We start from the raw sequence: 19,010 nt of genomic DNA, 5'->3' as shown, positions 1-19,010 counted from the left end.
TCCTCTTGTAGCTCTACTTTTACTACTTCATCCTCTTCTTTGTTTAATACATCCGCCTCTAGCTGAACCACTGCATTCTTAGTAGAACTCTTTCTACTAACATATCTTGTTCTCTTTCTTTTTCCACTTAACACTATACACCTATAATTTAAACCAATACAAAAAATCTACAAATTATCCATATGCTTATCCATGTAATATTAAAAATTAACATTTGAATCTTAATAGATGCAACACTAATTCTTTAAATTCTATGGTAATTTTATTTAACAATTAACACTACTCGGCAATACATAAGATGAACAGAAATATATCTTAATAAAAACATAAGACAAAAAAAGCCTCATAAACTGTATCGATTATAAAATTATAACACTTTGGTATCTTAGTAAACGTAATAAACTTAACTATACAACAGTATACATAACAACACTTAAGAAGAAGTCATTAAAATTATAAGTACTTAAACCTCATTAAGTAAACCCACTATTAACGTAATAGCTCTAGACTGAATTAGGGCACAGAAAAATCATTAGTCCTAATATTTTTTACTCTTCTTTCCCTTTCAGCAACTATCTGAGCTTTCATAATTGCTTCATCCAAATCTACTTGAGTACATAAACCAAGTAATACAGGATCCCTAGGTTTAATATTAGTTGAGTTCCAGTGTTCTTTATTTCTAATAGCCGTAATAGTTGATTTTGTAGTCCCTATCAACTTAGCTATACATACATCTTGCATTTCAGGACAATATTTTAAAATCCATGCAACAGCATCAGGCTTGTCTCTACGACGTGCTACAGGTGTATACCTGACAGCCCTTTTCTTGCTTTTCTTAAAATTTCTATAGCTAATCAATCTAGGTATTCTAGTAGGATCATTTTGGCAACATTCAATTTCTTCTTTTGTAACTTGTCCCATTGTAATTGGATTACATCCAACTACTCCTTTTGCAACTTCACCATCAGCAATACCTTTAACTTCTAATAGATGTAAGTTACAAAATTTTGCTATTTGCTCAAAAGTCAATATAGTATTATCTACTAACCATACCGCAACAGCCCTAGGCATTAGAGGGCCAGAGTCTTCTAATGTAGAAGAGGATTCCTTATGGTTATGAGTTAAAGAAACATTACTATTTGACATACAGATCTCTCCAAATTCTCAATACAATTAAATAACCATATTATTTACAAAAATAAATAAGATATAAATATTAATAATACATTACTGCTAATGTAATACATACACTTATAAATTATTACCATAAATTTTGCAATAACTTATGTAATATCTTGGAAAACTAACAATCGTATAATAAATATGCAGTAAATTATTTAATTCAGACTGAGATGTTTTTTCGTACAGATTTTAATACATATATTATAAAAAATTATTAATAAGATAATTTATAAATTATCAGAGTAAAATTTAGAAAATGTACTTGACACTACTGAAACAAACAGATTAACATGTAGCTTTCTACAAAAATTTTAGGATAGAGATGCCAAAATTAAAAACTAAGTCTTCTGTCAAAAAGAGATTTAGTGTCACAGCAACAGGGAAAATAAGGTCCACTCAATCTGCAAAGAGACATGGTATGACTAAAAGAAGTAAAAGAAGCATTCGCGTTCAACGTGGTACTACTATAATGAATTCTTCTGATTCACGTATAGTTAAGCTTTTCATGCCTTATAGCAGATAGAAGTGTTAATATATAGAGGTTAAAAATGGCTAGAGTTAAGCGTGGTGTTACTACAAGAGCACGGCATAAGAAAGTTATTAAGCTAGCAAAAGGCTATAGGGGGCGCTCTAAGAATTGCTACAGGATAGCTTTACAAAGAGTAGAAAAAGCTCTGCAATATGCTTATCGTGACAGGCGCAATCGTAAGAGATTTTTCAGAAGTCTTTGGATTATGCGTATTAATGCAGCTGCAAGGCAGTATGGTCTCCTATATTCAGATTTCATTCATGGTCTGTCTTTAGCAAACATAACATTGAACAGGAAAATTCTGGCAGATATGGCAGTCAACCATCAGGATAACTTCAAACAAATTGTAAATCTTACTAAAGAAGCTTTAACTAAACATCGTGTCGTACAGTAATATATATGGCTTACAAACAGAGGCTACTAACAGGATATTGTCTAGTTCTTCCCTCGAAGAATTAGAGAATGTAAGGCTTTATTACTTTGGTAAATCAGGAATTATAACTACATGTTTAAGAAATATTGCAGCAGTTAGCAATATAGAAGAGAGAAAGTCTATTGGAAGCAGCATAAATGCTATATGTGCTGAGCTAAAGTCTCTAATTAATTCGCAAAAAGAAAAATTGCATAAAATACAAGTTAATACTCAACTAATGCAAGATACTGTTGATATTAGTTTGCCAATCCGTCCAAAACAAATAGCTAAATTGCATCCTATTTCTAAAACTTTACATGAAGTGAAACATATTTTTTCATCTTTAGGATTTAAACTATCTGATGGACCAGAACTTGAAGATGAATTTCATGTTTTTGATGCACTTAATACACATAAATACCACCCAGCAAGAGAAGAAAACGATACTTTCTATCTAAAAACATTAGTAAATCAAAAAAGAGTTGTATTACGTACACATACGTCCTCCGTACAAATTAGAGTAATGCAATCCAATAAGGGAAATTATCCTATCAAGATTATTGCACCTGGAAAAGTTTACAGAAATGATTGGGATGCAACTCATAGTCCAATGTTTCATCAAATTGAAGGACTATACATTGATAAAAATGTTAACATGGGACATTTAAAATATTGTATACATTACTTCCTAAAAAAGTTTTTTGGAGAAAATATTCAAATAAGATTCCGTAATAGTTATTTTCCATTTACTGAACCATCAGCAGAAGTTGATATAAAGAGCAGTAACAGAGATTGGATTGAAATTTTAGGATGTGGAATAGTTCACCATAATGTCTTAACAAATGTAAATATTGATCCAGATCAATACAGTGGATTCGCATTTGGAATTGGAATTGAAAGAATTACCATGCTCAAATACAACATTGGCGACCTGCGTAAATTCTACAGTAACAAATTACAATGGTTAGCTCACCATGGTTTCTGTTTTTCCAATCTCATCACAACATGTTAAAAACAACTCACCAAAAAGGAGCATTAATTACAGGTGGAGCACGTAGATTAGGCAGGGCAATATCAATATTTTTAGCTGCCAATGGATATGACATAGCCATTCACTACAATACTTCTAAAGAACATGCATTACAGACAAAAGATATCATTGAAAAGTTATGTAACAGAAAATGCATTCTTATACAAGCTGATTTAACAGAATTTGACTCGTTAAATTTTCTCATAGAAAAAACTTTTCAACTCATACCTCATTGTAATTGTATTATCAACAATGCTTCAGTATTCTATAAAAACACGTTAATGAATACTTCTATTAAAGATTTTACTAATCATTACAACCTCCATATACGTGCTCCACTATTCTTAACTCAATATTTTGCAAAAAAATGTATTACTATAGGAAATGTTATTAATATGATTGATGTAATGGTCATAAAAGATAGCACAAAACATTTTATATATACAATGTCAAAAAAATCACTACTAGATTTAACAAAATTTACAGCAGTAGAATTATTTCCAAAGATAAAAGTTAATGCTATTGGACCCAAAATGATTTCTAATAATTTCTTAGATAACGTTAATTATCATAATATACTAGATAATCCGGAAGTTAAAACTATTCTTACTAGAATAGCAGAATTATTAGATATCAACAATAACGAAACCGGCACTGTTAATTTTATACAATAATGTACACTAGCTTTTATCATACCACATGGTATACAATACATTATAAAGACAAAATATAACAGTAAAACATTAAGAGGATTATTCTTAGGTCATTTAAATTTACATACACAAAGCACTTTTTTACACATTTAAAGATAAAATTGCTTAACAATAATCTATTCCTAAATACTCATATATATACTATTTGTATCTTACTTAACTGTAAAGACTGTATTAATCATAACAATCTACTACTAAAGAATAAAAATATACATACTTCTTATATAAAAAATCTACAGTTCATATTTTTACAATAAATGCTATAATACGGTATATAATCTTATTATATTGTTAGTATGTTTGACCATAAAATACTTGAGATACTCGTCTGTCCACTAACTAGAGACAAGTTACAATATAACAAGGATACCAACGAACTAATTAGTCAAAGAGCTAAATTAGCATTTCCAATACGTAATGGTATCCCAATTATGCTAATAGATGAAGCAAGAAAATTAGAAGAATAATTCTATATTTTAGAAGATTTTTCTAGCTATACACTAAACTAATGACATATTTGTATACAAATATAAGCTTTAACAACAAAAGCATATACCGAATTCAGGACCAATTAAAGACCTACTACATATATTCTAACGTACACATAAGTTACAAAATACAGAAAACTTGACAACATACACATACCTTCACCTTATGTCAGGACATAATTTTATCATATATATATTAAGTAGCAGATTACCAATCAGCATACACATCTTTTTTCCTAATCTGACATAATGCCACAATTGCAACTACTGCCCAAAACATAACATATACTCCAGGAATAAACGTGAGTCCTGTTGCTCTTATAAGCCATGTACACACTACAGGAGCCATACCACCAGATATAGCTGAAGCAATATTACGCGATAATCCAAAACCAGTATATCTAACCTTTGTAGGGAATAACTCAGACATTGCCCCACTTGCCGGACCTAAAGTTGCAGAAAATGGAATTACAAAAATTAAATATGCTATAATTAAAGCAATATAGCTATCCTGACTTAATAACCAAAATACTGGTATTGCAACACAAAACAATGATATAGACGCAATTAACATTACTTTCCTACGTCCTACATAATCCGAAATATATCCAAAAAATACATTCAAAACACCACAAATCATTATATTAAAACTTTCAATAATGCTTATGCTACTAGCGTTGAAACTTAGGTGAATATCTGAGAACTCTTTAATAAACGTAATAAAGAATACCATAAAAATATGAAATGAACAATTTTCTATACAGTCAATACATGTTGCCAATACCAAAGGACGCTTATATTTCTTGAATAACTCTAAGAAAGGAGACTGTGAAAGATTATTACTTTCCTTATGAGTATCATATGCAGGACTTTCACCAGTAATACGCCTAATATAAACACTGACTAGGCCCAATAACAGACCAATTACAAAAGGTATTCTCCAACCCCATACTTCAAAATTTTCCCCTGTAAAATACTGGGATAATAAGATCATAAATAATGCAATAATAGAACCAAGTACAGCACTTAAAGTCTCAAAACTACCAAAAAAGCCAATGTTTTTTCCTTTCTTAGAATGCTCTATTAAGAAAGTAGCATTACCAGCCTCTCCACCTAAAGATATCCCCTGCATCAATCTACAAATAATCAGTAATATGGGAGACAATATTCCTATCTTTTCATAGGTTGGTAATATTGAAATAAAAGTAATAGGAACAGATATAGCTATGATTGATAAAGTCAATGCAGCTTTCCTTCCATACTTATCTCCAATGTACCCAAAAATACTTGCTCCGAAAGGACGCATTAAAAATCCAACTGCAAAAATGCTAAACGTCATAATAAGACTAAAATATCTATCTTCCGCTGGAAAAAATAATTTACTGATTACACTCACTAAATTTCCAAATAATACATAATCATACCATACCAAAGTATTACACATGATTGTTGATAATACAGCTCTTTTTAAATTCATATAACTAAAACATCCTCCTATTACACATTCTTTTAAAAAGAACATCTTTACACTTTTTCAATAATTTGAGCAAGCTTGATTAATTATCATATTGTTTTTAACAACATATTGCAAATTTCTTATTTTTATCAAAAAACTTAAAAGTAAAATTTAAATGTTTAGAAACACATTTTTAAATTTGACTACCTACTTTATTATGTGTATCATTTGAAAATGTTTTAAGATGTTTTAAAGGTTATATTCTCATGTCTGTAAAGATAAGGTTAGCAAGGTTTGGAGCTAAAAAGCGTCCTTTTTATAGGGTAGTTGTTGCTGATTCCAGAGTTGCAAGAGATGGGAAATTTATTGAATCTTTGGGTTTCTATAATCCAATGCTTCCTAAAGAACATGAACTCTTTGTTAAAGTTAAGGTTGATAGGCTAAAATACTGGCTAAGTGTTGGCGCACAAGCAACTGATAGAGTGTCTTGGTTTATAAAGAAAGGTATTATTAACATAGAAGCAGTTTAGTACATTCTTAACCCTGTAAGTGTTTTTTATTCGATTTAAGCATATCTGCATTACAGTTATCAAGGTGTGTTTTTATGGTTTATGTGTTGGCTGATAAGGGTTATCATTTTGATGCTTTTCCTTTTATAGTAAGCTAGTGATGTATGGTGCTTGCAGTAAGTTATTGCCTGAATTTAGGGGGGATTGATATAAAAGCTTTCAACAAAATAATTCTTTTAAGATTAAATCAAACGATTCACAAAAATGGAAATAACGTAACTTCTAATGTGTAAGAATCATAGTTTAAAATCGAAAATTTGACTATCTAAAATACTAAGCAATATTAACATAAATTCCTGGATTTAATTTAAGCATACTAGAATATAGTTTCTAACAATCACAAAAAGATTATTATTAGAAACATTAACCCCAGTAATTTCTAGTAAATACAGGTATAGCATAAAAGACTCTAGTGCAGGTTAGCTTAACATAAAAAATATAATATATAAAAACAACTTTTACTAAATTACAAGCACAATAACAAAGCACTTGTATTATCAAATCAAGTGCCGCAAGAAATATAACTCATAACAAAATATAAGACACTATGAAGTTAGCTATACAAAAAAGGGAAGCTTAAGCTCCTGCTAATAGTCACACATTATATATCTTAATATAGGTGAGATCCACTACTTGCATAGAAGCTAATAAACTTCTCTAAAATCAAATTTAACGATCGAAAAACAAACTTATAGCTGACACACAACATCAACTATCTCCAACCACATTCATCTGCAATTTTAACAGATTCAGTTAAATGCTCCTCTAGTTCCTGTAAAGGTAAATTACTCTCTTTAAATACACCAAAAGTTTTCAAAACGTCTGAAATCTCTACCCCTTCTACAACAGGATACTCTTGATTAACTTGAGCATAAACCCTCTGTGCCTTTACACTGGCCAAAAACTCCAACAACCTTATAGCATTTTGCTTGTTCTTTGCATGTTTTGTAACAGCACCGCCACTAATATTAATCATAGTACCAGTAGTTTCCTGATTAGGAAAAAAGATACCAAGTTTTTTAACTGCAGCTTGATCACTTTTTTTGTTAGAAGCTGCAATTCTCCCAAAATAATAACTATTAACTATAGCGATACTACCTTCATCTGCTGCAACAGCATAAATTTGATCTATATCTCCACCGCTAGGTTTCCTAGCCATATTCGAAACTAAACCTTTAATCCAAATCTTAGTATTCTCTATACCATTATTTGCTATCATAAAAGCAATTAACGACTGATTATATGGGCTACTAGAAGATCTTATTAAAATTTTATCTTTCCATTTCGTATTTGCAAGGTACTCATATGTACTCAACTCACTCTCTTCAATTACATCCTTGTTATATACTATCACCCTTGCACGCTTCGTCAATCCAAACCAAAATCCATCACTATCTCTATACTTGCTAGGAATTGCTTGATTTAGTACTTCAGATTGCACAGGCTGTAATAATCCATTTTTCTTAGCAAGAATAAGATTAACAGCATCTGCAGTCAAAAATACATCAGCTGAAGTAGCAGTACCTTCATTTTCCATTCTATTAATAAGTTGAGCAGCTTCATCATTAATATACTGAACATTTATACCAGTTTCTTTAGTAAATTGCTCAAACAAACTATGTAACAATTCTTCCTTACGAGATGAATACACGCGTACCTCTTGTCCTGAATTTTGAACTTGTTGTCTTTTAGTAAAGAAATTAAAAGCTAACATAATAACAGCAATGATACTAAAACAAGTAATCAATCTTATCATATTGTTAATCCATAGATATTTATAAGTCCTCTAATTATATAATATCATAGAGCAAATGCAATATTTGATATAATATGCACCTATATTAGTAATTTAATGACATCTATACATTACAAATACATATCCTCATCATAGAAAAGTACAAATAATGAGCACAATTTAATATTATTTCATTAATTAAAATACAATTTCTAAGACAAACTAAATGAACAGTTACAGTCTTACTTTCACAAAAAAATTTATAAATATATTGTTAGCATACTAGCATTATATATGCTGGTATCATATGCTCAGATTTTAAGCTATGCACTTTTGAAAATCTATATTCATAACACCGATAATGAATATTAATAAAAGCAACCCTAAATTAACATTGCACTATACAACAATATAAAAAAATGTTTATCTAGAAAACAATCATAAAAATGATAATGTTGTTAAAAATCTAATGTAAATACAGTTACATTATTTGTAACACTAAGTTGTATATTACAAATCAATCATTTGTGAAGTAAGAAACATCCTTATTATCTTATATACATGAAACTAATAAAGAACTCTTACACAAAACCCTACATACAAATAATGTCTACCCAAAAATCAATTTAACACGCATAAATCGAATCCATACAAATGTAATACCTTTAAAAATCTATTGAAAATTTTTTTATATAATTACAATAGGTAAAATTATTTATAATACTAAGTTATCTTAGTGTATTACAAATCAATCATTATTATCTTATATACATGAAACTGACAAAAGAATACCTCAATTTAACAATCACTTCATCATACAATACAAATAAGCAGCATTATATGAATGCTATTTCTTTAAAAATCCACTAAAATTCATTTACATAAGACGAAATAGTAGAACTATTTATAGTATTATTTGACATATCAGTAGACGAATTATTTCCTCTAAAATAAAAAACAGCTTTATCACTATAACCTGTATCAGTACCAAGATTTGCTACTTCATCACCACTCCCTACATCATATCTTCCACCATATATCCCATTTTCTAGTGCTTCAATACTGACCTTCTGAAAATATTTAGACGAAAGGAAATCATTATGACTATAGTTAAGGCTCACAGCAATAAAAACATCACCCTGAAATTGATTTATATTATCAGACAGCATTCCAATAACTTGATCATCATAGACTAAGTCCACTTTCGTTGTATAAGATGTATTATTAGGCCTAATTATATTTCCATGTTCATCCTTATGAATATGATAATCATCAGAATAATACTGTAACTTAAACATCGATCCTTCCTGATATTTATCAAAATCTACTAAACCAATGCTGACACTGTTTTTAGAGTAACTTTGTTTCTCAAATGTGTGAGCAAAAATGGGATCAATATATCTATATTCATCTATTAAATCAGATGGCATACCATTAGGATGCTCATCACCACCTGCGGCACATGGCACTAACTTCTGATTTCCACCAACATTAACTAATTTCAAATGGGTAATCGTTTTAGGAAGTTGAAATCTAAGATTTTTTCCTTCGTCAGCAATGAAAAAATCACTTCCATAAGTTCCCATACTATCAGTTGATGGCTCACTAATGTAAAAAGACATACTTTTAAACTGATGTAATATTTGATCATCATGCTTAATAACTGCCTGATGAATATCGTCACTTATAGCTACAGTACCTTTATCATCTAACAGATCTCCTCGTACTATTACTTTATCATTACGCTGAAACTCCGTATTTGCAAGATGCGAATAATCTTTAACTGAAGCATCATGTAACAATAATGCTTGATAATCTGGATACAAATGATTAATACCAGGATGATTAAACTGATTATCGAAGACAACATTTCCATGTTCTGTTTTTTGTATATCATCAACTAAAGCAGTAGTAAATTTACCATCTTTCTCAAGCACAATCATATAGGCTCTATCTGGATAATTATTTGCTATCATCCCAACAACATTGCGGAACAGAAAATATATACTACCAGTATCAAGATTCTTAATACAATAACCCCCTTCAGTTGATAACTCACCAACTTTTTGATCATCTACATACAGAGATATTCCACTTGCGTTTCCTTTACCTAATATAGCAGTACGTAACATTACATTTTGATTAGACACAATACTTTCAATATCAGAATTATCTACTTTTATAATATCACTTAAATCAATATAAGTTAGATCCATCAATAGATTCCTTATGATAGAATCAACACTAGATTCACCACTAAACACTTTTTTGACTTCAGCTTCCATAAAATCTTCAAAAGCTTTTTGTACTATATACATTTTAATATTACTAACCTGTTGTGGATCACTCATTATTACTTGCTTATAATTACTATAACCTGCTCTATCTAAGAACTGATCTAACAATAAATCTGCATTAGGAAGCTTATCAAATACTTTATCAGCATCTGAATAACGTCCCCTAATATCAAGAACATCACTAATCGAACGAAGATTTGCATCATATTTTTTCAGTATGTTAAATGCATATTCCATATAAGATTGAGTATTGAAATATTCATTGCCATTTTCATCACAATACACATATGCAGGTTTACCAGATGTGGTACTAACTAACTTTAGAAAATTATACTCTGGCTTTACTTCTATCATATCAGAGCTTGCAATATTCCAAGTACGTATGACATTTTTAGCAGCATAATGTACTATAGGTGATATTTCTCCTACTACTTCACCATTCATATTACAAATGTTCTCACAGTAATATTCATTCTTCACATTCCGATTTTCAAAAGCACTAGCATTCTCAGCAGAAAATATTTTTTTGCCTAAGTCTACTTTCAATATATTCATATTCTCTAGATATAAAGAAACGTCTTTAGATTGCACCCACGGTTCAAAATCTGTATATTTACTTATACTAATCATATTTCCAGCACGAACAGCATCACCTTCTCTTAACGCTTTTAAATACTCTGAAATTACTCCAGGATAATTCTCCTGTAAAAATGTTACAAACGCATGTCCTATACTATACCTCAGATTCTGATCTTGAGTCACTGCAGTATCAGTTGCTTGACCTATATCACCAGAAGAATCGTCTTGTAACACACTTGATGTTATTTCTTTATCCCTTAACCCTCTCATAATAAAACTACTATCATTCTGTATGTAATCAGCTAATCCTTCTGCAAATATAGAATGATTCACTTTAAGACTAGATAACATATGTCCAGATGCATAATTCTCCAAAGCATGAGTTAATTCATGTTTTAAATTTAATATTTTACCAAACTGATATACATAAATTTGATATGGGATATCAGTATTCCCGTAGAAAGTCACACCACCGGCTCCATTTATCCCTAAGTTATAAAGTCGTCCATAATGTTCATATTGTTCATTATCGTCAAATAGATATAATTCAAAGGTGGTTTCTTTTTCATTAGGGTCTAATCCAAAATTAGACTGAAATTTTACTATTGCATCATCAAATCCCTTTTCAATCTCATACAATCTTTTACTAGACAAACCTCCTAAGGTATGTATCTCTAGGTTTAGTTTCAATTGATCGTTCCTTATAGTATGTGTATTAGAAAAAACATTAGATTTAAAATCCTTAGGATTACCAATAGCAACTATACTATCACCTTTATATGCATCAGTTTCTATAGCAGACACAACAGGTAAAGTTTTATCACTATCAGGAAGAGCCGTATACATCTCACCATGCTTAATGTCATCTTTCATGAGAGGTGGAATTACATGTTCCTGTACACCATCAATCTTAGTACCATATTGATAATCAAAAGAGCTTCCATTTTGATCTGATTTATTTACAGCATTATGTTTTACCATTTTGCTAGTACTAACTTGACCATTATTATGTTCTAAGAAAACTGTCATAAGATCCATTTATTAAAATATTAATTTAGAGCGGAATCATACATGTAATATATTAAAATGTCAATATAAGAAAGTTAATAAATTAACTAATCAATTATACTTCAGATATAATATATTGATATTCTTGTACAAGAATATTAATGAATTTACTAATTAATACTTTTTTATAATAAAAAACTAATAATGATTATATGAAATATCTTAATAATTATTCAGAGAAAATATGAACAACAATACACCGATTCCAACAAATCAAGGATTTTCTTTTAAATTAGAAGTAGGAGGAGATCTAAACAATCTTTGCACCGGCAACATACACAAAGCCAAAGTAATAGATAAAGATAATACTGAAATAGTTATACCATCAAAAAGCTATTTCTTTGTAGGTGATAAATTTTACGTTCTATACAATGGCTATTACAACGACGACTACCTTAATATTCCTTCTGAATACCAATATATTAAAGCAGAACACATACAACATACTGACTATAACAACGAAACTAAAGATTTTTATCGCTTAGTAATATGTAATCAAGACGGAAAAGCATATTACCTGAGTTATCATAAGCTCAAGATAAGCCTGGAAAATATACTAAAAACATCAGAAAAAATAGACTTGAAAGAATATTATAACATACAAGAGACAAGAGGAAATGGCCCACTATTCAAAATAGTATCAGAAACACCAGATAAAAACACAGAAACATCTTCTGCTATACTTTTAGACTTACATTCTGGTCAAGAATTTGGAAAACTAAGTTCAGAATCCTTTCAATACGGATATTACTCCTCCCGAGGACATGATGGGTTCGAATTAAATTATTCTGACATCAACAGGCACCAAGTTAATGATGATGATAGTATTAACTTATACAACATGTCATATAGTCTCATGCAAGAAGAAATAGAAAATAGTCCAGTTTTTCTCATAGTACAAGACGGAAAGTACTTTTTTACAGACATACAACAAGAGGGATCACTAGTAACCAACTACAATAAAGCATCAAGCATTTTAGATGCTGCTAACTTTATAATAATAAAGGATAAACCAAATGATGATGATGATGATCATATAGATATGCATGAGAAATTTATTTTTAGAATCAGCAAAAGTAATTTATACAAAGAAGATAATAAAAATTATGCCAGTATAATATTAGAAGATAAGGAAATATTACTAATTGCCAAGGATGACAATACGGATATTTTCTTTGATGGAAATTCTTATTTTGAATATTGTAACAATCTTAACGAAGTGATCAGACACGATGCACCTATATCAGGATTCGCTAAACCCTTTTTTAAGATTGTACAAGAGAAATTAGATGCAAACAATATGTATATTACTATGAAATTAGATAAAGAAAATCACATTCAGACATATTTATCTGACAAACAAGGAAATCATATCCTTGATTTAGCCAATACAGAACTAGCAGAATACTTATCAACCAACTTATCATTAAATTTTCATCAAAATGAAACACAAAACACCTCTACAGAACATATAACTTATGAAGAAGAAAGTGATACAACACAAGAACATAATGTCTTAGATTCAAAAAATGAAAATGCAGCATCAGAACACTCAGCAGATGAAACACTTGATACCAACGAACATAATATTTCTAATCCTACTATAGAGGAAGATACTGATGATGAAAATGCAGCATCAGAAAACTCAGCAGATGAAACACTTGATACCAACGAACATAATATTTCTAATCCTACTATAGAAGAAAACACTGATACTGTATATTTCCCACTATCACATGAACATATAAATATAGGTGATGTCATAGATGATGATAAATATTCCATCTCGTTTGATCTTACATATGAAGAGCTATTAAATTTTTACGAAGATGTAAAAGAAAATTATAGTTATGACCAAGTATGGAGTGCATATAACAATATATTCAAAAACTATGGCATAGAACAACAAAACAACAACATTTACATTGATAAAAATAATCATATATTCATCGACAACTATGATTTTGGATTAGTAGCATAAATTCATATAGTTCATTAGGTATATGATTAAAAATTCACAGTAGTTATATTAATCTAAAAAAGTAAGTCTACTAAGTATAGAAGGTTGAAATAGAATGTGGAGGTAAGCGGATTTGAACCGCTCGCCTTCTGCGTGCAAAGCAGATGCTCTACCAAATGAGCTATACCCCCCTAAACTACACTGAAAGTACACATTATCATTAAACAATGCTCAAAATACATAACACAAGCTTATCAACAATTCAAGAATAATAATTAATCATAAATACAATTTTACTTATGAATATATTTATATTAAGGTGCTTTCTCATTAATTATTTTTGCAATTATATTGCTAAAATCATTTATATTTTTAAAATTCATATATACAGAAGCAAATCTAACATACGCTACCTTATCTAACTTAAAAAGATTATCCATAACCATTTTCCCAATAACATTAGCCGGGATAGCATCCTATTTTTTTCCTTCAAGTTCATAAAGAATATTATTAACCATCATATTTATCCCTTCATGACTCACAGGACGCTTTTTCGTAGCTATTAAAATTGAGGAAAGCAATTTTTGCTTATCGAACAATTCAGTTTCGCCATTTTTTTTAATAACCATAAATGATCTAAGAAGTAATTTTTCAGTTGTAGTAAATCTAGAGTGACATACAACACAAGATCTCCGTCTTCTAATTAACATGTCATCTTCTATAGATCTTGAATCTTTAACTTGAGTATTATTACTATTACAGAAAGGACATTTCATAATTACTTACAATTATTACTTGCTTAAGCTAATTATCACACAAAAACATTAACTAAATACCATAGTTAATAGTTGTATTGTATTACCATAATTATTATACTAATGTAAAATAAATTACCAATTGTTAAGACATGCAATTTCTCCGTAATCTACAGTTCCTGATAAAAAGAAATAAGAAATTAATTGGTAAGGATATTTTAGGTAATAGATACTATATTACAATAGCAAATGGAATCGAAAAAAGATGGGTAATATATAATGGTAAAGCAGATCCAACAAAAATTCCTGCCCTATGGCATATGTGGTTGCATTATACGGATAATCAGGTACCAAAATCTCCAAAAAATCTACACTTTCCAAATCTAACTGGTACTCGTTATGCTTATCATCCTAACAAAATTCTTTGCTCCTATAGTACAAGATAACGTTAAATATTATTGGTAGTCTCATGCATCGATCTAGCGTCATTGAAATTTTTGCAGGACTCATTGTTTTAGCGGCTGCAATATCTATTGGAATCATAGCATTCAAAAAATTACCTTATAATACTACTTCACGTAACTGTTACACAGTAAAAGCACATTTTCCAAGCGTAGATGGTCTAGACATGGGAGATGAGATAACATTATCTGGAGTAAAAATAGGCACAGTAACATCAATATCACTTGATACAACCTATAACCCTACAGTTACAATGTGTATACAAAAGAATATTCTACTACCTTCAGATAGTTCAGCATCTTTATCACTCTCTAATCTCCTAGGAAGAAGACATATCGATATTGCACTTGGTGCAAGTCAAGATTACATCCCTACTGGAGGATTTATTGAACATACAAATTCAGATTTAAATCTTAATGTCATTTTTACAAAACTAGTTAACAAATTTGTTAAGTAATAGTAGACAAATCTGCTATCAATTAAAATATTAATTAGTACATCGCTTGTATTAAGGATAAACAAGAAAGCTTCCTCTTGATAATGCATAAATTTTTCCGTTATATCACTTTATAAACACTATTCAAAACAATCATTTTATGCTATAATGTAGGTAGTGTGTAGTGGATATAGTGGGTTATGAATTATTTTTATTATATATTGTCTTACATTATTGACAATCCAAGTTATGCTGCTCTATTAGTACTGATACTATTTGCAGTTACAGCTTATTTATTAAAACGCAAAATAAGAAATAAATCTAAATACAAAAAATCAACAACACCATATACTAATACTAGTAGTGGTGGCTCATCTGCTTATAAACCATACAAAAGAAATTATGTAGTAGAACATAGTTCTGAACATAGTAGAGGAAGTAGCTTTTTTGTTATTGAATCAGTATCTCAAGTATTTGAAAGCAAAACACAAGGAAGGAGCAAATAGTTCCCTTTTATAAAGGATGCCAACCTATTGTCTAGTATAGCTTTTTTAAAAATTAATAAATACAACATTTAGGTATACTTAATTTTCTTGAGTATTATCATGAATACATATTAAAGTTATTTAATATAATATGCTACAAGAATAACAGAAACAATTGTCATTATTTAAGTATTCACAATAACAGAAATTTTAAAAATTATATCTGTCAAATACTTTAATAGATAAATCTTATTAAAAAAGACACTACTTGCACCACACTTTCAGAAATTGCGTATAAATATAATATGCAAGCTTTATCCTTAAAATCACATAAATTTAATACAGCAGTGATTCTGCTATTCTATTAGAAATCAGCATTAAAGGTACTGGATATAATCCCAGGATAATAGAGGAAATCGCCATTACCCAAATACACAATACCATAACATTAGGAATTTCAAACAACTTCTTCACTTGTCTATCAGATGACTTGAAACATGTTGCTTCAATTATATGCCATACATATACCACAGATAATCCAGACCCTACAAGCAAAACAATTACACCTAACCAAAAATTAGCTTTAATCGCTGCATCAAAAATATACCATTTAGAAATAAACCCTGAAGTTATTGGCATTCCAATAAGGCTTATACATAAAATAACGAATGGTAATGCAATCTTTGGCATATTTTTCCACACGTTTACACAATCTTTAAGATCAAGACTACCACAATTATAAGAAATACTACCCATTACCATAAATAATGCTGACTTAACTAGACTATGATTGATTATATAAGTTACAGCAGCTATTAAACCATAGTAAGTATTCAAACCCACAGCAAATATAATGCACCCCAAATGTGCTACACTAGAGTATGCAAAGATTCTTTTCATATTATTACTTAACATTGCAAATACAGACGCAAAAACCACTGATAACACAGCAAAAACCATAAACACAATATTAAAAGGTAAAGTTAACAGAACTAATTGAGCTTTAAAAATATCATATATTACTTTCATTACAAGATAGATCATTACTTTAGTAGAAACACCAGAAAAGAACACCGAAATAAAAGTAGGAGCATAACTATAGGCTTGTATTAACCATTTATGAAACGGAAATAGAGCTGCTTTAATAAATAAACCTACTGCTATGAACAACAATCCAACTTGTATCGCTTTATTTGTTGCCAAAGATTTACCTTGAATTATTAAAAATAAATCCCCAACATTTAAGGTTCCAGTGATGGCATATAAAAAACCCACCCCTATTAAATAAAACGTTGCTCCAATAGTACCTATTACCAAGTAATCAAATGCAGCCACTAAAGCTGTCTTATCCTTACCCATTGCAACCAAAATATATGAAGAAATAGATGATATTTCTAGAAAAACATAAATATTAAAAACATCATTTGAAACTAATATGCCTAAAAAGCCACTAAAACATAACAAGAATATAGAATAAAAACTTGGGATAGTACTAACGTTTATTTCTTTGCTATTAGGATATATACCATATAGAATACTCATCATAGCAACAAACCCGACTAAAAGGAGCATTGTCGAATTAAATATATTTACTTTAAGTTCTATGCCATAAGGCACCACCCACCCACCTACGCTATACTTAATAACACCACCAGGATATACTTGAAAAAACAGCATCACTGCAATAGAGAAAGATACTAATACTACAACAGTGGATACTACCTTAACTAATCTAGCATCTTTCAATAACGCACATACTATTGCAGAAAGTAAAGGTATAACAATCTGCAAAACAGGTAACGAACTAACCATCACATATACCCATAAATTCAATAATATATGATTGACAAACCTACTAAAATATTATCAAAAAGGCAAGCGCCTTTATTGTAAAATAATAACAATTAACTGATTTATATGAAGATATACAATAAATTGTTGGCTTTCACCTTTAATATGTTCGTTTATCAACACAACTAACACACAAAAAATTAGCCTTATAAAAGGCAAGCGCCTTTATTGTTAAATAATAACAATTAACTGATTTATATGAAGAAGATATACAATAAATTGTTGGCTTTCACCTTTAATATGTTCGTTTATCAACACAACTAACACACAAAAAATTAGCGTTATAAAAGGCAAGCGCCTTTATTATAAAATAATAACAATTAACTGATTTATATGAAGAAGATATACAATAAATTGTTGGCTTTCACCTTTAATATGTTCGTTTATCAACACAACTAACACACAAAAAATTAGCCTTATAAAATGCAAGCGCCTTTATTATAAAATAATAACAATTAACTGATTTATATGAAGATATACAATAAATTGTTGGCTTTCACCTTTAATATGTTCGTTTATCAATACAACTAACACACAAAAAATTAGCGTTATAAAAGGCAAGCGCCTTTATTATAAAATAATAACAATTAACTGATTTATATGAAGATATACAATAAATTGTTGGCTTTCACCTTTAATATGTTCGTTTATCAATACAACTAACACACAAAGAAGTTAGCGTTATAAAAGGCAAGCGCCTTTATTATAAAATAATAACAATTAACTGATTTATATGAAGATATACAATAAATTGTTGGCTTTCACCTTTAATATGTTCGTTTATCAACACAACTAACACACAAAAAATTAGCCTTATAAAAGGCAAGCGCCTTTATTATAAAATAATAACAATTAACTGATTTATATGAAGATATACAATAAATTGTTGGCTTTCACCTTTAATATGTTCGTTTATCAATACAACTAACACACAAAGAAATTAGCGTTATAAAATGTCCTTAAAATTATTTATAACTCAAATACTTATTACTCAACAGCTACA

Annotated in this window: 15 protein-coding genes, 1 tRNA gene and 1 pseudogene; 10 read left to right on the top strand and 7 right to left on the bottom strand. The window is 29.6% G+C overall.

The features are described from left to right. Positions 1 to 513 precede the first annotated feature (513 nt). Entirely contained in the window at positions 514 to 1,146 is a 633-nt protein-coding gene (locus MR76_RS00625; RefSeq protein ID WP_024071770.1) for a cell cycle transcriptional regulator TrcR, read from the bottom strand. A 358-nt stretch (positions 1,147 to 1,504) separates the two neighbouring features. On the opposite strand from MR76_RS00625, the gene rpmI reads away from it, so the two are divergent. From rpmI to MR76_RS04680, 5 genes are all read left to right on the top strand, one after another. Continuing rightward, entirely contained in the window at positions 1,505 to 1,705 is a 201-nt protein-coding gene (rpmI, locus tag MR76_RS00620; RefSeq protein WP_024071769.1) for a 50S ribosomal protein L35, read from the top strand. Between the two features lie 25 nt (positions 1,706 to 1,730). Further along, positions 1,731 to 2,105, top strand: a complete 375-nt coding sequence (gene rplT, locus MR76_RS00615) for a 50S ribosomal protein L20 (protein WP_024071768.1) — start codon at positions 1,731 to 1,733, stop codon at positions 2,103 to 2,105. Next, a complete protein-coding gene (gene pheS, locus MR76_RS00610; RefSeq protein WP_024071767.1) occupies positions 2,092 to 3,135 on the top strand; it encodes a phenylalanine--tRNA ligase subunit alpha in 1,044 nt (347 codons plus the stop codon). The genes rplT and pheS overlap by 14 nt, the downstream gene beginning before the upstream one ends. After that, positions 3,129 to 3,827, top strand: a complete 699-nt coding sequence (locus tag MR76_RS00605) for an SDR family NAD(P)-dependent oxidoreductase (protein WP_024071766.1) — start codon at positions 3,129 to 3,131, stop codon at positions 3,825 to 3,827. Before pheS ends, MR76_RS00605 begins: the two co-directional genes overlap by 7 nt. A 335-nt stretch (positions 3,828 to 4,162) precedes the next feature. Further along, a complete protein-coding gene (locus tag MR76_RS04680) occupies positions 4,163 to 4,333 on the top strand; it encodes a Trm112 family protein (protein WP_024071765.1) in 171 nt (56 codons plus the stop codon). Between the two features lie 229 nt (positions 4,334 to 4,562). Here the strand turns inward: MR76_RS04680 and MR76_RS00600 are convergent, their stop codons facing one another. Next, positions 4,563 to 5,831: an MFS transporter gene (locus MR76_RS00600; RefSeq protein WP_024071764.1), complete on the bottom strand. Its 1,269-nt coding sequence runs from the start codon at positions 5,829 to 5,831 to the stop codon at positions 4,563 to 4,565. Between the two features lie 245 nt (positions 5,832 to 6,076). On the opposite strand from MR76_RS00600, the gene rpsP reads away from it, so the two are divergent. Then, on the top strand, positions 6,077 to 6,340 hold the full coding sequence (gene rpsP, locus MR76_RS00595; RefSeq protein ID WP_024071763.1) for a 30S ribosomal protein S16: 264 nt from the start codon (positions 6,077 to 6,079) through the stop codon (positions 6,338 to 6,340). 751 nt (positions 6,341 to 7,091) lie between these two features. On the opposite strand, the gene MR76_RS00590 is transcribed toward rpsP, so the two are convergent. Together MR76_RS00590 and MR76_RS00585 are read right to left on the bottom strand one after the other, a co-directional pair. Next, positions 7,092 to 8,135, bottom strand: coding sequence for a Fe(3+) ABC transporter substrate-binding protein (locus MR76_RS00590; protein ID WP_024071762.1), 1,044 nt, complete (start codon positions 8,133 to 8,135; stop codon positions 7,092 to 7,094). Between the two features lie 845 nt (positions 8,136 to 8,980). After that, complete coding sequence (locus MR76_RS00585) at positions 8,981 to 12,019, bottom strand: collagenase (protein ID WP_024071761.1); 3,039 nt, start codon at positions 12,017 to 12,019, stop codon at positions 8,981 to 8,983. Between the two features lie 223 nt (positions 12,020 to 12,242). Between MR76_RS00585 and MR76_RS00580 the strand changes: the two genes are divergently transcribed. After that, positions 12,243 to 14,039 (top strand): hypothetical protein, encoded by a 1,797-nt coding sequence (locus tag MR76_RS00580; protein ID WP_024071760.1) that lies wholly within the window; start codon positions 12,243 to 12,245, stop codon positions 14,037 to 14,039. A gap of 97 nt (positions 14,040 to 14,136) precedes the next feature. On the opposite strand, the gene MR76_RS00575 is transcribed toward MR76_RS00580, so the two are convergent. After that, positions 14,137 to 14,209 (bottom strand) — tRNA-Ala (locus tag MR76_RS00575). A 123-nt stretch (positions 14,210 to 14,332) separates the two neighbouring features. Beyond that, a pseudogene (gene nrdR / locus MR76_RS00570) lies at positions 14,333 to 14,794 on the bottom strand (transcriptional regulator NrdR). A 131-nt stretch (positions 14,795 to 14,925) separates the two neighbouring features. Between nrdR and MR76_RS00565 the strand changes: the two are divergent. From MR76_RS00565 to MR76_RS00555, 3 genes are all read left to right on the top strand, one after another. Further along, positions 14,926 to 15,219, top strand: coding sequence for an NADH-ubiquinone oxidoreductase subunit NDUFA12 family protein (locus MR76_RS00565; RefSeq protein ID WP_024071759.1), 294 nt, complete (start codon positions 14,926 to 14,928; stop codon positions 15,217 to 15,219). A 23-nt stretch (positions 15,220 to 15,242) separates the two neighbouring features. Then, the gene (mlaD, locus tag MR76_RS00560) at positions 15,243 to 15,692 is read left to right on the top strand and encodes an outer membrane lipid asymmetry maintenance protein MlaD (RefSeq protein WP_024071758.1); all 450 of its coding nucleotides are present in this window, start codon (positions 15,243 to 15,245) and stop codon (positions 15,690 to 15,692) included. Between the two features lie 179 nt (positions 15,693 to 15,871). Further along, positions 15,872 to 16,177 carry a hypothetical protein gene (locus MR76_RS00555; RefSeq protein WP_024071757.1) on the top strand — a complete coding sequence of 102 codons (306 nt, stop codon included), beginning with the start codon at positions 15,872 to 15,874 and terminating at the stop codon, positions 16,175 to 16,177. A gap of 315 nt (positions 16,178 to 16,492) precedes the next feature. Here MR76_RS00555 and MR76_RS00550 read toward each other — a convergent pair whose 3' ends face one another. Continuing rightward, on the bottom strand, positions 16,493 to 17,968 hold the full coding sequence (locus MR76_RS00550; protein WP_024071756.1) for a proton-conducting transporter transmembrane domain-containing protein: 1,476 nt from the start codon (positions 17,966 to 17,968) through the stop codon (positions 16,493 to 16,495). Positions 17,969 to 19,010: the final 1,042 nt, after the last annotated feature.

It is taken from the genome of Ehrlichia muris AS145 (assembly GCF_000508225.1).
Classification (GTDB): domain Bacteria; phylum Pseudomonadota; class Alphaproteobacteria; order Rickettsiales; family Anaplasmataceae; genus Ehrlichia; species Ehrlichia muris.
The sequence above is the reverse complement of the archived record's forward strand: the minus strand, read 5'-3'. Positions and strand labels throughout refer to the sequence as shown.

Excerpts from the sequence above, each read along its gene's own strand:
- MR76_RS00625 (WP_024071770.1), bottom strand. The coding sequence starts at position 1,146 with ATGTCAAATAGTAATGTTTCTTTAACTCATAACCATAAGGAATCCTCT.
- rpmI (WP_024071769.1), top strand. The coding sequence starts at position 1,505 with ATGCCAAAATTAAAAACTAAGTCTTCTGTCAAAAAGAGATTTAGTGTC.
- rplT (WP_024071768.1), top strand. The coding sequence starts at position 1,731 with ATGGCTAGAGTTAAGCGTGGTGTTACTACAAGAGCACGGCATAAGAAA.
- MR76_RS00605 (WP_024071766.1), top strand. The coding sequence starts at position 3,129 with ATGTTAAAAACAACTCACCAAAAAGGAGCATTAATTACAGGTGGAGCA.
- MR76_RS04680 (WP_024071765.1), top strand. The coding sequence starts at position 4,163 with ATGTTTGACCATAAAATACTTGAGATACTCGTCTGTCCACTAACTAGA.
- MR76_RS00600 (WP_024071764.1), bottom strand. The coding sequence starts at position 5,831 with ATGAATTTAAAAAGAGCTGTATTATCAACAATCATGTGTAATACTTTG.
- rpsP (WP_024071763.1), top strand. The coding sequence starts at position 6,077 with ATGTCTGTAAAGATAAGGTTAGCAAGGTTTGGAGCTAAAAAGCGTCCT.
- MR76_RS00590 (WP_024071762.1), bottom strand. The coding sequence starts at position 8,135 with ATGATAAGATTGATTACTTGTTTTAGTATCATTGCTGTTATTATGTTA.
- MR76_RS00585 (WP_024071761.1), bottom strand. The coding sequence starts at position 12,019 with ATGACAGTTTTCTTAGAACATAATAATGGTCAAGTTAGTACTAGCAAA.
- MR76_RS00580 (WP_024071760.1), top strand. The coding sequence starts at position 12,243 with ATGAACAACAATACACCGATTCCAACAAATCAAGGATTTTCTTTTAAA.
- MR76_RS00565 (WP_024071759.1), top strand. The coding sequence starts at position 14,926 with ATGCAATTTCTCCGTAATCTACAGTTCCTGATAAAAAGAAATAAGAAA.
- mlaD (WP_024071758.1), top strand. The coding sequence starts at position 15,243 with ATGCATCGATCTAGCGTCATTGAAATTTTTGCAGGACTCATTGTTTTA.
- MR76_RS00555 (WP_024071757.1), top strand. The coding sequence starts at position 15,872 with ATGAATTATTTTTATTATATATTGTCTTACATTATTGACAATCCAAGT.
- MR76_RS00550 (WP_024071756.1), bottom strand. The coding sequence starts at position 17,968 with ATGGTTAGTTCGTTACCTGTTTTGCAGATTGTTATACCTTTACTTTCT.